The organism is Saccharicrinis sp. GN24d3 (genome assembly GCF_052400645.1).
Taxonomy (GTDB): domain Bacteria; phylum Bacteroidota; class Bacteroidia; order Bacteroidales; family Marinilabiliaceae; genus Saccharicrinis.
This window is the reverse complement of sequence record NZ_JBQTGI010000022.1, coordinates 16,867-33,334: the sequence shown is the minus strand read 5'-3', so window position 1 is coordinate 33,334 and position 16,468 is coordinate 16,867. Positions and strand designations below refer to the sequence as shown.

9 protein-coding genes are annotated in these 16,468 nt (G+C 39.5%); all 9 read left to right on the top strand.

The window, feature by feature from the left end:
* The first annotated feature begins 30 nt into the window (after nucleotides 1–30).
* The 9 genes from ACT29I_RS20950 (at nucleotide 31) to ACT29I_RS20910 (ending at nucleotide 16,454) form a co-directional block, all read left to right on the top strand.
* On the top strand, nucleotides 31–1,317 hold the full coding sequence (locus ACT29I_RS20950; RefSeq protein ID WP_444794329.1) for a glycoside hydrolase family 117 protein: 1,287 nt from the start codon (nucleotides 31–33) through the stop codon (nucleotides 1,315–1,317).
* On the top strand, nucleotides 1,317–4,460 hold the full coding sequence (locus ACT29I_RS20945) for a right-handed parallel beta-helix repeat-containing protein (RefSeq protein ID WP_444794328.1): 3,144 nt from the start codon (nucleotides 1,317–1,319) through the stop codon (nucleotides 4,458–4,460). Before ACT29I_RS20950 ends, ACT29I_RS20945 begins: the two co-directional genes overlap by 1 nt.
* Nucleotides 4,461–4,705: 245 nt before the next feature.
* Nucleotides 4,706–6,010 carry a glycoside hydrolase family 117 protein gene (locus tag ACT29I_RS20940; protein WP_430933699.1) on the top strand — a complete coding sequence of 435 codons (1,305 nt, stop codon included), beginning with the start codon at nucleotides 4,706–4,708 and terminating at the stop codon, nucleotides 6,008–6,010.
* Between the two features lie 262 nt (nucleotides 6,011–6,272).
* A complete protein-coding gene (locus ACT29I_RS20935) occupies nucleotides 6,273–8,129 on the top strand; it encodes a sulfatase-like hydrolase/transferase (RefSeq protein WP_430933698.1) in 1,857 nt (618 codons plus the stop codon).
* 124 nt (nucleotides 8,130–8,253) lie between these two features.
* Complete coding sequence (locus ACT29I_RS20930; RefSeq protein WP_430933697.1) at nucleotides 8,254–10,818, top strand: glycoside hydrolase family 2 protein; 2,565 nt, start codon at nucleotides 8,254–8,256, stop codon at nucleotides 10,816–10,818.
* A 60-nt stretch (nucleotides 10,819–10,878) separates the two neighbouring features.
* Nucleotides 10,879–12,387 carry an alpha-L-fucosidase gene (locus ACT29I_RS20925; protein WP_430933696.1) on the top strand — a complete coding sequence of 503 codons (1,509 nt, stop codon included), beginning with the start codon at nucleotides 10,879–10,881 and terminating at the stop codon, nucleotides 12,385–12,387.
* 8 nt (nucleotides 12,388–12,395) lie between these two features.
* A complete protein-coding gene (locus ACT29I_RS20920) occupies nucleotides 12,396–13,250 on the top strand; it encodes a hypothetical protein (protein ID WP_430933695.1) in 855 nt (284 codons plus the stop codon).
* A 22-nt stretch (nucleotides 13,251–13,272) separates the two neighbouring features.
* Nucleotides 13,273–14,628 (top strand): family 43 glycosylhydrolase, encoded by a 1,356-nt coding sequence (locus ACT29I_RS20915; RefSeq protein WP_444794327.1) that lies wholly within the window; start codon nucleotides 13,273–13,275, stop codon nucleotides 14,626–14,628.
* 305 nt (nucleotides 14,629–14,933) lie between these two features.
* A complete protein-coding gene (locus ACT29I_RS20910) occupies nucleotides 14,934–16,454 on the top strand; it encodes an alpha-L-fucosidase (protein ID WP_444794326.1) in 1,521 nt (506 codons plus the stop codon).
* Nucleotides 16,455–16,468 lie beyond the last annotated feature (14 nt).

Below are 16,468 nucleotides of genomic sequence, written 5' to 3'. Positions count from 1 at the left end.
ATAACCTTCGTTTTCAGCAGAGAAATCTATATGATGAAAAATAATATATACATATTCGTAGCAAGTACCCTACTACTTTCTTGCCAACAAAAAACGGAAAAGGAAACTGTTCAACACGAGCCGTTTCCATACTTCATCTCGGATCTTGAAGAAGGTCGTGAGTTAAGCGCAGCCATGGAACGCAGCGTGAATAAATGGCCTGGAAAATTACCTGCGGAAAATGAATTATATAGTCAGTTTAAGTACACTAAACTTAAAGGTTTTGATTACAATGGTGGCGATGGAACCATAACTCGTCGTGATCCTTCTAAAGTTATACGTGAGAATGGTAAATACTACGTGTGGTACACCAAGCGTCACACCATAACCCGTCCTCAAGGTGCAAAGAAAGCAACTGATGAGATTCCTTCTACGGACTGGGATTTAGCAGAAATTTGGTACGCAACTTCAGAGGATGGTTTTACCTGGGAAGAGCAAGGTGTTGCAGCAACACGTCCGCCCAAGCTACAAGCTGGTTACAGATCGGTTGCTACTCCCGATATCCTAAAGTTTAAAGGTAAATTTTATTTATACTACCAGGCTTTTACGGAGCCTAGTGGAACCAAAGGGGACGACTGTAATATAGCCGTTTCTTATGCTGATTATCCAGATGGACCGTGGAGGCACTATAATGAAATTATTATACCTAACGGCCCCATGGGTGCATGGGATGAATTTACGGTGCAGGCACCTACACCACTCGTTCACAATGGAGAGGTTTATATATATTATAAGGTAGATTTTAACCGACCAATAGATTCGCGTAAAGGTTATAAAGGAAAATGGAGTGCCATTGGATTAGCCACATCTAAAGATCCACTTGGTCCATTTGTAAAACATCCACTCAATCCGGTTCAAAACTCAGGTCACGAAATTTGTTTCTTCCCATTCAAAAAAGGTTTAGCATCCTTAGTTATTAGAGATGGTAACGAACATTTTACGGTTCAATATGCCGAGGATTGGGTAAACTTTGAAATTGCCTCTATTACTGAAATGATGCCCATTGGTTGTAACGCTTATATTCCTGATGCTTTCGCTGACAATGGAGATGGAAGAGGCATCACCTGGGGAATATGTCACTTTCGTAATGTAAAAGGTGTAGATGGCAAATGGTATTCAGAACTGGCTAGATTCGATTGTGATTTAAGTTTAGATGTGCATGATCCTGAAATGAAAGGATTCAATAATCTTTGGGATCCGGAAATCTATTACAAGTTAAAACTGAGCAAAGCACAAAGAGAACGAATCAAAAAAGAAAACGATAAACTAACCAAATAATGAAGGCTTTATTATTTATATTTTTTATTTCAGTACTCTGCAGCGTCAATGCTAAAGAGTACCACGTGGATTGTAATTCAACATCAAAAGAAGATGGTAGTGCAGCAAATCCTTTTAAAACAATAGCTCAAGCATCCGAAGTGATGAAAAAGGGTGATGTGTGCTACATTCATGCAGGAACCTACCACGAAAATATCAGCCCTAAAAACTCAGGTGCCGCTAACAAACCTATCGTATATACCAATTTTGAGGACGATATTGTAATTATATCTGCAACAGAACCAGTAAGTGGATGGAAAAAACACGACGGGAATATATATAAAGCATCCAATGTAACAATGTCTTTAGGAGATGGCAAAAATGTGTACTATAATCATCAAAAAATGCAAATTGCCCGTTGGCCGAATGATTCTGACAACAATGAATATTCCTTAGATGCCAAATATATTGATATGACTAAAGGAACCTGGTCCATGTCGTATATCAGCAACAATGAAATACCTAATATTGATTGGACCGGAGGCATCATTCATTATTTGGGAGCGCATAGTGGTTGTAGCTGGGAACGTACCATTACTAACTACGAGAGTAATCTAAATAGAATTCACTTTGAAACTTTACCCGACAAATGGCCTTTCGGAACAACGCATAGTCCCCAAAGGTTTGAGAACGGACATAGAGGAATCTTTTATTTGATGAATAAGTTGGAAGCATTGGATGCTCCTAACGAATGGTATTACGACGAAAAAAACAGAGCGCTTTACTTTTATGCTCCCGATGATAAAAAGCCTGATAATGCCTTGGTAGAAATAGCTGTACGTACATACACAGCAGATATCAAATCAAATTATATCCACCTTAATGGATTGAACTTTTTTGGAGGAATGGTTACGCTAGCAGGTAGCTATAATCAAGTGACCAATTGTATGGTTAAGCATGGGGCCGAAAGACTCGTAACAAACTTGAATGGAGCTGCAGTAAGCGATGCGGCTATCCAGATACTATCAGGGCATCATAATGTGGTAGAAAAGTGTGTGCTGGAAAATGGTTCGGTAAATGGATTATATTTAAGTCGAGGTGCAGAAGATAATCGTGTTGAGAATTGTATTGTGCAGTACTTTAATACCATTGGAATACATGCCCATCTTGTTAACAGCATGGGGGCACGTAATAAAATAATCCGCAACTCATTTTATGGTTCTGCCCGCGATGGCGCTAAAGTTTCGGGTGATGATAGTGAGTTTGGGTACAACCATGTTCAAAAGTGCTTGATTTCAGGAGCTGATGGCGGATTGTTTTATGTTACAGGAAATAGTGTACCTAGAAATATTGAATTGCACCACAACTGGTTTAACGATGCCTATGCCGATAAACATGCAGGCAAAAAAGCTACGGGAATCTATCTGGATAATAATTCGGCAGGGTATAAAGTACATCATAATGTGGTTTGGGATGTTGAATGGGGAGGTTTGCATTTTAATTGGAATGCTTTAGAGAATGAAATTTACAACAATACATTCTGGAATGTTGGACCACATGGTCAGGCGATGATTGATTGTTGGGTACCTAAAAGAAATGGGAAGCAGACCAATGTAAAAGACAATATTCTATATAATAATTTATCTGATGTTCGTCCATGGTGGCATTCTGGTGATGGTAAAAAATACCGTGTTGACGAAAAGGAATATATAGGTGATGAGGCTGATAATGATTTTCAAAACAATGAGCAATTCTCTACGCCACCATTTATATCAAAGGAAAATGCGAATTTCATGCCTAATATTGAGTCTCCAGCCATCGACAAGGGACAGATCATTAAAGGGATAACGGACGGATATAAAGGTAATGCGCCTGATTTAGGAGCTTATGAGTTTGGCGGTGAATATTGGCTTCCTGGTGTTAATTGGACTCCAACTGGTTTTGCCTGGACACCTGGAACTGATTATTTGTATGTGGGAGGATTTTCTAATAAAGCAGAGAAGTATACTTCTGTCTCTTTCCCAAAAATTAGCAAACCCATTCAAATTACTAAAAATGGCAAGGAGCATCTTTTTGCCAGTTATTATGGTATCAATTCATTCAGCCATAATCAAAAATATGTTACCGTTCTAGAAACTGATATCAATGACCGTATTCCAGATGAAAATGATGAAGCTGTTTTGGGATTGGTCAATATTGAAACCAAAGAATTTAAACCTATTGCTAAAACCAGAGCCTGGAACTTTCAACAAGGGTGCATGGCACATTGGTTGGCAACTTCGCCTGATTCATTAATTATATACAACGATTTAAGAGAAAGTAAGTATGTATCTATCATTTTAAATGTACATACAAAAGAAGAGGTTAAAGTAATAGACAGACCTATCAGTGCTGTATCTCCCCATGGAAAAGAGGCAATCAGTATTAACTTTTCTAACCTAAGCATTACTCGCAAAGATTATGGCTACGGAGGGGAAGGGCAAGATCCTCGGAAAGATGTGCAATTACCTGATAACGATGGTTTATTTTTGGTTGATTTAGAAACAGGGAATTCAAAACTGATAGTTACCATAGACGATGTAAAAGATATTATTCATAAATTTAATGAAGATGATTTAGTGTACTTTAACCATACATTGGTAAGCAGAAACGGGGATAAGATCTTCTGGTTAGCCAGGACGTCTCCAAGTTGGAAAACAACAGCATTAACTTGTAATATAGATGGTAGTGACATGAAACGATCTTTCCCGGATGGTTGGGGTGGTTCTCATTTTGATTGGTTAAATGATGATGAGCTGATGATAACTGCAAAATATGAAGGAAAACAACATGCTCATATCTTGTACACTGTGGGACAGAACGATTATAAGAGATTAGGAAAGGGACTTTTAGATTACGATGGTCACGGCACTTTTTCGCCCGATGGCAAATGGATGATTACCGATACCTATCCTTTAAAAAACAGGGAGCAGAAAATATATTTGATGGATATGGATACTGAAATAGTAATGCCAATTGCAAGGTTTATCCAACCCAAAGAATTTAAGTCGGGATGGAGATGCGATATCCATTGCAGGTGCAGTCCCAAAGGAGATATGGTTGGATTTAACTCAACACACACAGGAAGCCGACAAGTGTATCTAATGAAATTGAAGGATGATTAGGTTGAAAAAAAATTACTGTATGAACGTGAGAATATAAATAGCTCCGGGTTTTAACCCGGAGAGAAAATATTGAAGATTAATGTGTTTTAACCCAAATATATATATTGGCTAAGGCCGATTAATTTCATGGTTAAATTACACGGGATAAATCCCGAGCCTAATTATATAAAAAAATAAAGGCTTTAGCCTTTGAATTAAAGTAATATCCAATCTTTAAAAGGAGTAAAATTAAATATTTAATAGATATGAAGAAAGTCTTATATGGTTTGATAATTAGTCTGGTGCTATTTTCTTGCCAACAAAAGCAAACAAGCGAAACAGCTCCAAAAACTGAGGAAGCAAAAGGTAATGAAGAATTCCCTTTCTTTATTCCAGATGAGAAACCAGACCGTCCGTTAAGTGCAGCTGTGAAAAGAAACTATGAGGCATATGAACATATTCGTCCTGAGGCTTCAGAACTTTACACGCAATTTAAATACACCAAGCTAAAGGGTTTTGATTATAATGGCGGTGATGGAACCATTACTCGCCGCGATCCATCAAAAGTAATCTTCGAAAACGGTAAATACTACGTTTGGTACACCGGACGAAAATCGCCGGTAAGACCAGTAGGAATGTCAAGGGCAAAAGAAGCTACTGACGTGATTCCATCAGCAGATTGGGATTTATCGGATATTTGGTATGCCACCTCCGAAGATGGTTTTACCTGGGAGGAGCAGGGTATTGCCGTTCCTCGTCCTCCAAAGCCAGAACCGGGTTGGCGTTCGGTAACCACAACGGATATTTTAAAATTCAAGGGTAAGTACTATCTATATTTCCAGGCTTTTATGGAAGCCAGCGGTTTGCGTGGAGATTTCTGTCCGGTTTCTGTAGCCTGGGCTGATTCTCCGGACGGACCATGGCATCATACTGGTAAAATCGTCATTCCAAACGGACCTGAAGGTTCGTGGGATCAATATTCTATTCATGATCCATATCCATTGGTTCATGATGGTAAAATATACTTGTATTACAAAGGCGACTTCGATAAACGTAAAGAATTTAAACCTTCTAAGATACGTATGCAAGGTTTGGCCATTGCCGAAGACCCACTGGGACCTTTCGAGAAACATCCTTTAAACCCAGTAATTAACTCAGGTCACGAAACTACTTTGTTCCCATTCCGCGAAGGTGTGGCTGCCATTATACAACGTGATGGACAGGAGCATAATACCATTCAATATGCCAAAGATTGGGTGAATTTTGAAATTGCTTCTATCACAGAAATGTTGCCTGTAGCAGCAGGGCCTTATGTGCCGGATGCTTTTACAGACACCAAAGATGGGAGAGGAATTACCTGGGGTATTTCACATGTTATTAATGCCGACGGAAACTGGAATCACACTTGTTTGGTTCGCTTCGATTGTGACTTAAGCCAGGATGTTGATGACCAGGACATGAAAAACCATTATTATAACTACGGTTTGGAGTATCTATTTAAACATGGTTTAAATGGAAAGCAGAAACAACGCATTAAAGAACAGACACAGAAACTTAAAGATAACGAGTAGTGAGCTCTAAAAACTGTGTTCTATTTTGAGGAGTTACGCAACGGGTCTGGATGAATGCCTTGTGTACAGTACCGTTCCAGACCTGACAAAATAATAAGGATGTAAATATGCCTGGAGGGATTATAAATCAAACCAACGCATCACCAAACTAATTAGATATGCGCAGTGAATTTGCGTCGCCTGTCTGCCAACAGGCAGGGAAGTTCTATCGGACAAAAGAGTTTTAATGATTTTTCATAATGTGATAGTAAAACAACCTAATATGTTACGAACCATTTTTTTATATACTGTAATTTTATTTTTGGGAATAAGAGTCTCATTCGCTCAGGAACGTCCCAACATTGTTTGGATAACTACCGAAGATAATTCGGCACGTTGGTTAAGATTATACGATGCCGAAAACGGTGTACCCATGCCCAATGTGGAGAAACTTGCCGATCATGGTATTGTGTTTAACAATGCTTTCTCCAATGGAGCCGTTTGTTCTGTAGCACGAAGCACGCTGTTAAGCGGCTGTTATGCTCCACGTGTTGGAAGCCAGTTTCATCGTCATGCATTTGCTGTGCCTATACCTGAAGGTTCAAAAACTTATCCTGAATACTTTAAAGAAGCAGGCTATTATACTGCCAACTGCCATAAAGAGGATTACAATTTTAAAGTAAGCAATATTTGGGACGAAAGTTCCAGGAAAGCCACTTACAAAAACAGAAAACCAGGTCAGCCATTTTTTCAGGTTTGGAGTTTGCACGATACGCACGAGAGCAGAATGCACAAACTGCTGGACGATCGTGATGAAGCAACTTTAATTACAAAGCCAAATTCGGTTCAGCTATATCCATATCATCCTAATACACCTGCATTCAAAAAATCGTATGCACATTATTACGACAAGCACAGGGATGATGATCAGCGAATTGGGAAATTATTAAAGCAATTGGAAGACGATGGTTTGATGGATAAAACCATCATCTTTTATTATGGCGACCATGGCGGTACTCTCCCTCGCTCAAAAGGATATATCTACGAAAGCGGTTTACAGGTTCCGTTTGTCGTTTACATTCCAGAAAAATGGAAACATCTTTTTCCGGCTCAAATTGGTTCAAGAGTGGATGGATTTGTGAGTTTTGTTGATTTTGCTCCGACAGTATTAAACCTTGCAGGCATCAAAGTACCTGAGCAAATGGACGGAAAGCCTTTCCTGGGAAAAGGAGTATCATTAGATGAACTCAACAAAAGAGAAGAAACTTTTGGGCATGCCGATCGCTTTGACGAGAAATATGATTTAGTACGTAGCTATCGCAAAGGAAAGTATAAGTATATGAGAAGCTACCAGCCTTTTAATATGGATGGTTTGTTTAATGATTATCGCTATAAGCAAATTGGATATAAAGAGTGGAGAGCACTTTACGATGCGGGAAAATTGAATGACGTACAAAAAGCGTTTTTTGAAAAACGTGCACCCGAAGCATTATACAATATTGAAACAGATCCGCACGAGATCAATAACCTGGCAAATGAACCTGTTTATGCAGAAAAGCTTAAAGAAATGAGGACTTTATTGTTGGATAAGGTACAATCATTACCTGACCTAAGTTTTTATCCTGAACCTTATCTTGAAAAAGAAGCTGGGTCAAACCCTGTTAAGTTTGGTTTAGCGCATAAAGCTGATATTGAAGAATTAATAGCCATTGCCGATTTACAGTTGCTGCCATACAAAAAAGCGAAAAGCGGAATTAAAAAAGCATTGAAGTCTGCAAATCCCTGGAAACGTTATTGGGGAATTATCGTTTGCAGTGCGTTTGACAAGGAAGCCGAAGCCTTTGTTCCACAAATCAAAAAGATGTTGGATAATGATGCAGAAAATCTTGTCAGGATGAGAGCTGCAGAAAGTTTGGCTTTGATAAATGGAGATAATCCCGTTTCTGCGTTCGAGAGTTTGTTAAAAGGAAACCAGAATCCATTAGAAATATTGCTAATACTAAACTCGGCAACCTTACTGGAAACACTGAATCCCGATTTACAATTTAAGTTTGATGCCGAGGCATTGCTAAAAACAGCTGAAGGTGATAAATACAAAAGTGATTGGATTGGAAGACGAATTGAGTTTTTGAGTAGGTAGAATAAATTGGTGTTATATAATCTAGAAATTAACACGGGATAAATCCCTTGCCTGGTTATAAAAATATGGAACTTAATAGTAAATATTGTTTATCAAGAAATCAGTAAAATAAAATCTATATAAAATGAAACAAAAGAATATTAACATACTGGTGCTAATATCTTTGTTGTATTCTGTGTGTACTTTATCAGTCGCACAAAAGGATAAAGATTATGCGAACGACTATTTTAGGCAAGATGTGCAAGACTACGGCGCACAGAATGCCAATCCACTAACCTATGACCTTAGCGGGCACTTATGGAAAATTCAGGGAACGCTTCCAGGAAGAGGATTGGAAGAGGGATTCCCGGAAATTAGTTACGACCATATGGGAGATGCGCTTAACTGGGCTCCAGCTCATGTTCCGGGTGATGTATTTTCCGACCTTTGGCGAATAGGTCGTATTGATGACCCGCACTTCGGGAGAAACAGTACCAAAGCAAAATGGGTTAATGAATATGAATGGTGGTACTTAAGGATCTTCAACGTGCCTAAAGAAATGGAAGGCAAAAATGTTGAAATAACTTTTGACGGGGTAGACTATGCTTGCGATGTATTTCTAAACGGAGAACTATTAGGTTCTCATGAAGGTATGTTTACCTCTTTCTCTTTTGAGATTACTGACCTCATAAGCTATGAGCAGAAGCGCCGTGGTAGAAATATTTTAGCAGTACGACTGCACCCTGCTCCCAGGAGATATAGCCAGGTAGCAGGTAGAAAGCCAGCATGGCATGGCGATTATTGGGTGGATCTTGTTCCTACGGGAATTTGGAAGCCTGTAAGATTGGAAGCTTACGAAGATGCTAAGGTGAATGATATCTACGTTCAAACTACGCTGGGGAAAAAGAACTCCGCCGATTTAGATATCCAACTTGAAGTTGAAAACCCAGGTAAAACAGAAAAAACAGTGGATATTGAGATTGATGTTCAAGGTGAAAACTTCAAATCTAAATCGTACACCACTACCATCAAACAGACATTAGCCCCTGGTATAAACGAGATTAAAACTAAAATTCATGTGCCTGATGCTAAACTTTGGTATCCTTGGGATTTAGGAGACCAGAATTTATATTTAGCGAATGTTTCTTTAAAAGGCAGCCAAGATAAAGAACTTCATACCGATTCTAAACTTTTTGGTATTCGCGAAATTAAAATGGAGATGAACCCTGGTTATACCAAAGATGAGGTTGAAAATCCATGGACAGTGATGATTAACGGTAAGCGCCACTTTATGCGTTCGGGTACCTGGGGTGGACCACCAGATATTTTTTTCGGACGTGCTTCTAACGAAAAGTACGAAGAGTTAATCAGATTGGCCAAAGAAGGTAATATGAACAACTTGCGTATCTTCGGATGGCACCCAACTGAAATTCCATATTTCTATGAGCTTTGCAACAGACAAGGTATCACTGTTTGGCAGGATATTCTTCCTATTGCAAGTTTGTCGTTGCCGAAAACAGAGGAGTTTAAAAATGCGATTTTCTCTGAAGCTATCTCTGTGGTGAAGGACTTGCGCAATAACCCTTGTATGGTGATTTTAGAAGGTGGAGAAGAAATATTGATGACAGCTTCTGATCCCGTGCATAACCTGAATTTAATGAAAGAGTTGGGTGAGGTGGTTAAGCCATACTCCAACTTGCATTATGTGCCTGTTTCGCCATTAAGCGACCATATTGGTAAAGAGTTAGGGTTTAAACCCAAAGAGAGTATTCACGCCAATGGTTTATTTTATAGCGAAGGAAGAAGAAATACAGAGCAATTCTTTAATAAGCAGGATTATGCTGCTGTGGCTGAGTTAGCCATCTCATCGTGTCCTAATGTTGAAAGCATTAAAAAGTTTATCCCAGAAGACGAACTTTGGCCTCCGGGACCAAGTTGGGGACATCACTGGACTGACTTTGATACGTTCAGAACGCTTAACTTTGAAATTGTTGGTTCTCAATGTACAGGTAGTATGCAAGAATTTGTTGATGCAACTCAAATCGCGCAGGGTGTTATTTTTCAGTATGGACTAGAGTACTATCGAAGAAGAAAACCAAAGTCGAGTGCCATTTGTATTTGTCACTACATCACCTTTGCACCAGATATGAAATGGGGAATTGTAGATTACTACCAACAACCTAAAATTTCGTACAGCTACGTAAAAAATGCTTTCCAGCCTTTATTAGTTTCGCTTCAGCACGACAGACGTCGATGGTTGCCGGGTGAACAGTTCGAAGGTAAAATATGGGTAGTTAACGATTTCTACAAAGAATTTAAAGCATGTAAAGTTGATGTCGTATTCCTTGATAACAACAAAAAAGAGGTAAGTAGAGAAACTATTAATATTGGAAATATCAATGGAGACAGCTCTAAAGAATATGCTACAGTTAACTGTAAAGTACCAGGCAAATTGGGCGATAAATTCTTTGTTGAATTAGAGATGCGTGACAAATCTGGTGAAGTAGTATCCGTAAATGACTATTTGTTACTGGTAGGTGATGAGAAGGTGGACTTACCACGATTAAGAGAGATTGGACAAGAGGCTATTGATAAAAAAGAGAAATACGGTCCGCACAATTACTTCAGATACTTTGAGGGATTAAATGGAACAAGAGGCGTAAAACAGGCAGATGAGGAAATGCCGGTTGTAAAGGAGTTTGCAAGATAAAGACAGGGCATGCGTTGAGACAGGGCATGCCCTGTCTCAATCTAAAAAAATACAAACACAATGAAAGATTTAATTATTTTAGTTACTGCAGCTTTAATATTGAGTTCATGTAATTCTATAGAAAGCCAAACAACTCAACAAGCCAAACATTTCGAACCTACCTGGGAATCGTTAAAACAATACGAATGCCCTACCTGGTTTCAGGATGCTAAGTTTGGTATTTATACTCACTGGGGCGTTTATTCGGTACCACAAAGTCCTGGTCATACCGACTGGTACGGAACCAATATGTACAAAAGTTGGAGTGGTAGTCATAAGTTCCATTTGAAAGAATATGGCGCATTAGATGAGTTTGGCTACAAGGATTTCATCCCCATGTTTACTGCCGAAAAGTTTAATGCCGAAGAGTGGGCAGATTTATTTGTAGAAGCGGGGGCTCAGTTTGCAGGTCCGGCAGGGGAGCACGCTGATGGTTTTTCTTTATGGGATTCAGAAATAAATCCTTGGAACTCGGTAGACATGGGACCCAAACGTGATGTGGTGGCCGAAATGGAGAAAGCAATCCGCAAGCGTGGAATGAAATACGTCGTTAGCCTGCATCATTCCTGGTTATGGGGATGGTTCCCAACCTGGATGGAAGGTACGGATTGTTACAACGATCCCGAAGAAGGTTCGCTTTATGGCGAAAAACTCCCGGAATCGGCCTGGAAAGTAAAAGGTGCAAAAGGATATTACAACGTAGACCCAATGCCAAGCGAAGAGTTTGAGCATGTTTGGTTAGAAAAAGTAAAAGAAGTAGTGGATAACTACAATCCTGATTTACTTTGGTTCGATAACCGTATTCAGATTCTTTCGGAAGATGTACGTCGCCAAATGATGGCCTATGCATACAACAATGCAGCTAAAAAAGAGCAGGAATTTGTTTTAACCTTCAAACGCCCTGACTTTCCCTTAGGAACAGGAACCGTGGATTTAGAGCGCTCGCGTATGCCAGAGATTTATCCTGAACCATGGTTAACCGATAATTCCATTTCGCAGAAAACATGGAGCTGGGCTACGGATATTAAATTGTATTCAACCAACCGCTTAATTGACGACCTGGTTGATATCGTAAGTAAAAATGGATGTTTATTGCTAAATATTGCTCCTCATCCTGATGGCAGTATTCCTGAAGACCAAAAGCTGGCGCTTCGTGAAATGGGTAAATGGTTAAAGTTAAATGGAGAAGCTATTTACGAAAGTCGTCCATGGATAAAATATGGTGAAGGACCAACAGAAACACTTACAGGGCATTTAGCCGACCAAAAGTTTGATGGTTTTAGCGATGAGGATATTCGTTTTACAATGCGTGATGGTCAATTATATGCCATTGCCATGGGATGGCCCGAATCAGGTGTTCTTCCAATTAAAACATTAAGTGCAACACTATTTAATACCCCGATAAAAGATGTGGAGTTAATTGGGCACGAAGGAAAATTAAATTGGGAACAAAAAAAGAATGCTTTGGAAATTCAGCTTCCTGATACAAAACCGTGCGAACATGCTTTTGTATTTAAAATCAATAGATAATATTTAATATGAGAGGTTTAGTAATGGCATCGCTGTTTTGGTTTCTATGTGCTGCACTTTCTGCTCAGCCTAAAGTGCCAGGCAAAAAATGGGAAAAAGTAGATGCTTTAAGCGATGAGTTTAACGGTTCCGAAATTGATGAAAAGAAATGGAATTTAGGTCCTGACGGTCATCCTGATTTGAATTGGAAGGGGCGTTCACCGGCACTCTTTCAGAAAGGGAGTTTCGGTATCGGTAATGGATACTTAACTATTGAAGTTGGCAAATTATCCGAACCTGTGATAGATAATTCGTATGCAAAACCCATTACTTATCTTTATCATGGAGGTATCTTACGTTCATTTGTTACATCTTCTATTGGCCATTATTACGAATACCGAATGAAGATGAACAAAACCGAAATGGGTGGTGGGTTTTGGTTGTGTCATTCAGGTACTTGTGGAGATAAAACAGAAATAGATATTACTGAATCGGTAGGACAACTCACTGAGAAAACGCATAAATGGGCTTATGATTGGGATCAGATTATGCACTCCAATGCCATTCACCGAAAAACCGAATGTAATGAGTCGAAACGTGACCAGGCTAAAATGACGCCACCAACCAAAAATTCGGAGCGTTTTTACACCTATGGCTTCTATTGGAAAAGTGCAACGGAACTTATGTTTTACCTGGATGGGGAATATGTGTACACCTTAACTCCGCCTATTCTATTCGATAATGACTTGTTTTTACAGTTTTCAATTGAAGCGTACGATTGGAATCCAATTCCGGAAAAAGGAAGCAAGGTAGCTACAGCAAGCAAAGAAGATAGAACAACTTATATCGATTACATCAGGGTTTATAAGTTAAACAATAAATAAGCAGATTATTAAAGTATTGAATATGACTAAGCAATTTTTTATTTCTCTTTCACTATGTGTTTTCGCCATATTACATTCGGTATCAGCACAAAGTAGTATTTCGGGAACGGTAAGGCATGCCGACACCATGAACCCAATTCCTAACGTGCTCATCACAAACCTGGATAAAACGATTCAGTTAAGAACGGATATTGATGGAAGGTTTTCGATAGAACTGAAAAACGAAACTTCAATTCGATTGGTGTTCGATAATCCATTGTTTGTTGTAAGCGAAAAGCAGTTAACAGCTTCAGACAAAGAGGTCGAAATACTTCTGGCTCCTCGTAAGATGAGTGCTGCCACAGCACGGTGGCTCACGTACATCGAAACACAGAAAGCGTACGACAAAGTTGATTTTAAGGAGAATGATGGATGGCAGGTTGAATTTGAACAGGAACAGTTAAAAGGCGATTTTGCGGTAGATACCACCATGATTCGACGTGACCCTAGTGCAGTAATTAAAGTTGGAAAGCTGTATTACAACGATTATACACGTGGTACAAGGTATCGCCCAAATGGCGAGGAAAAATTCTTCCCGTGGGATGAGTGCGATATTTGGTATGCTACCTCGAAGGATGGCTACACGTGGAAAGAACAAGGTCCTGCGGTATTACGTGGCGAAAATGGACAGTTTGATGATGCCTCGGTTTTTACCCCTGAGATATTGGCTCATGATGGAATGTTTTACTTGGTGTATCAATGTGTTCAAAACCCCTATGTGCATAGAGTAAAAAATACCGTAGGCATGGCTGTGGCAAGTTCGCCCGATGGGCCCTGGAAAAAACTATCTGAACCCATTTTACGCCCAACCAACAACGGCGAGTGGGGCGAAGGCCATGAAGATGAGGTATTGAAAAAAGGTGATTTTGACAGCCACAAAGTGCACGACCCTTGTCTGTTATATTACAATAATAAGTTCTATTTGTATTATAAAGGTGAAAGAATGGGCGAAGAAAAAATGCATGGACAAAGAGAAATTAAGTGGGGTGTTGCCATTGCCGATAATCCAACAGGTCCGTACATAAAATCGGTACATAACCCTGTAACAAATAGCGGACACGAAGTTTGTGTTTGGCCTTACAAGGGTGGGATTGCCCTAATTCACACCGATGATGGCCCCGAAAGACACACCATTCAATGGTCGCCGGATGGGATAAATTTTGAAGTAATGGGAACCATTGGTAAAACACCAAAAGCTTTTGGAATTTACCGAACAGAGGAACATGACAAAAGCCCAACCAGAGGAATACGCTGGGGCTTGTGTCACAAATATGGTGGTGATCATTGGAGAACAGGATATAACTATATTCAAAGATTTGACACAAAAGAGAAAAAATAAGTACTCAGTTGGCAGTTGATTTACATGGCTTAAAAAAGGAATATGGTGAAAGGAAGAAGGAAAATGGAGATGGAAAAAAATTACGTATATAAATCAAGCCCTGTAAGCGTGATATGTAATAGCCTAGGGTGTAGCGCAGTGAAGTCCTGGGTGCAGTTAATAATTGAAACCGATACATCACAAATTGTATAAAAAGCACTAAGAAAATTTGCATCGCCTGTTTGCCAACAGGCAGGGAAAATGTTATCCCAAACTTTAAACCCAATACCTTTCAACTTTATAACTGATTAATAAATAGAATAAAAATGAAAATATTAAATAACATACTCTTAGCATTTTCCATACTTGCCATATCAAGTTGCACAGAGGTAAATGAAGAGAAAAAACAAACTAAATACGAACCTAACTTCGAATCCTTAAGCCAGCACGAAGCTGCGCCCGAGTGGTTTCAGGATGCCAAACTGGGTATGTACTTCCATTGGGGGCCATATAGTGTGCCTGCTTATGGTTCGGCCTGGTACCCTGCCAATATGTACTTAAAAGGCAATCGGGTAAACGAATTTCATGAAAAGAATTTCGGTCCAATAGAAGAGTTTGGATATGAAGATTTTATCCCCATGTTTACAGCAGAGCATTTTGATGCAGAGAACTGGGCAGATTTGTTTCAGATGACAGGAGCAAAATTTGCTGGTCCGGTAGCACAACATCATGATGGTTTTGCCATGTGGGATAGTAAAGTTAATCCTTGGAATTCAGTTGATATGGGGCCGAAGCGTGATATTACAGGCGAGATGTTTAAAGCGCTTCGTAAAAGAAATATCAAAACCATAGCTACCTTACACCATGCCCGTAATGGTCAGCGTAATAAAAATACCCCGGAGTATTGGGGTAAAAATGGTTTTAACAGTCATTATCCATATCACCCTGAATTGCCTACGGCAACTACCGATCCTAAACTTCGTAAGCTGTTCGGGAATTGGGAAAATATAGATGATTTTAACCAGTACTGGCTCGATCAGGTTGAGGAAGTGGTTGATCGATACCAGCCGGATATTCTTTGGTACGACTCGTGGTTGAATATGATTCCGGAACAAAAAATAAATGAAATGGTGGCTTATCATTTCAACAGTGGGCTAAAAAACAAGCAGGAAGTGGTAGTTTGCAGCAAACACCAGGATATCCCATGGGAATATGGAGTGGATGATATGGAGCAAGGTGGACGCAGAGACATTTACCCCTTACCATGGATGACGGATATTACATTGGGAGAAAGCCGTTGGATGTATGTTGAAGGAGAAAAGTATAAAGATGCGGCTTTGGTGGTTCGTAATATGATTGATGTATGGAGTAAAAACGGAACCGTATTATTGAATGTGTCTCCGCGTGCTGATGGTATTATTAACCGGGAGCAGCGTGATATTTTAAAAGATATTGGCGCTTGGATGGAAGTGCATGGTGAAGCCGTTTATGGTACACGTCCGTTTCATATTTTTGGTTATGGTACTGCCAATGCTTCAGACGCTTCTCATGATGGTCAGTCGGCTAAAATTAAATACACAGCAAATGATGTTCGTTACACTGTTGCCAAAGATAAAAAGTCGATGTACGTATTCTTTTTAGGCGTACCTAAAGGTGGAAAAGCCATTAAGATGAGAGCTATTGGAGGTTTTCACCGTAACCAACCACCTTCCCCCATTAAAAATATAACGCTTATGGGATCGGATGCAAAAGTAGAGTGGAAACTTACACCACAAACATTGTTAATCAACATGCCCAAAGTTGAATACAACGAAATTGCCACGGTTCTTAAATTGGAGCTGGAGTAAATGAAAAATTGCCT

Bases quoted from the DNA above. Each gene is read 5' to 3' on its own strand.
- ACT29I_RS20925 (WP_430933696.1), top strand. From the start codon at position 10,879: ATGAAAGATTTAATTATTTTAGTTACTGCAGCTTTAATATTGAGTTCA.
- ACT29I_RS20935 (WP_430933698.1), top strand. From the start codon at position 6,273: ATGTTACGAACCATTTTTTTATATACTGTAATTTTATTTTTGGGAATA.
- ACT29I_RS20920 (WP_430933695.1), top strand. From the start codon at position 12,396: ATGAGAGGTTTAGTAATGGCATCGCTGTTTTGGTTTCTATGTGCTGCA.
- ACT29I_RS20910 (WP_444794326.1), top strand. From the start codon at position 14,934: ATGAAAATATTAAATAACATACTCTTAGCATTTTCCATACTTGCCATA.
- ACT29I_RS20930 (WP_430933697.1), top strand. From the start codon at position 8,254: ATGAAACAAAAGAATATTAACATACTGGTGCTAATATCTTTGTTGTAT.
- ACT29I_RS20950 (WP_444794329.1), top strand. From the start codon at position 31: ATGATGAAAAATAATATATACATATTCGTAGCAAGTACCCTACTACTT.
- ACT29I_RS20940 (WP_430933699.1), top strand. From the start codon at position 4,706: ATGAAGAAAGTCTTATATGGTTTGATAATTAGTCTGGTGCTATTTTCT.
- ACT29I_RS20945 (WP_444794328.1), top strand. From the start codon at position 1,317: ATGAAGGCTTTATTATTTATATTTTTTATTTCAGTACTCTGCAGCGTC.
- ACT29I_RS20915 (WP_444794327.1), top strand. From the start codon at position 13,273: ATGACTAAGCAATTTTTTATTTCTCTTTCACTATGTGTTTTCGCCATA.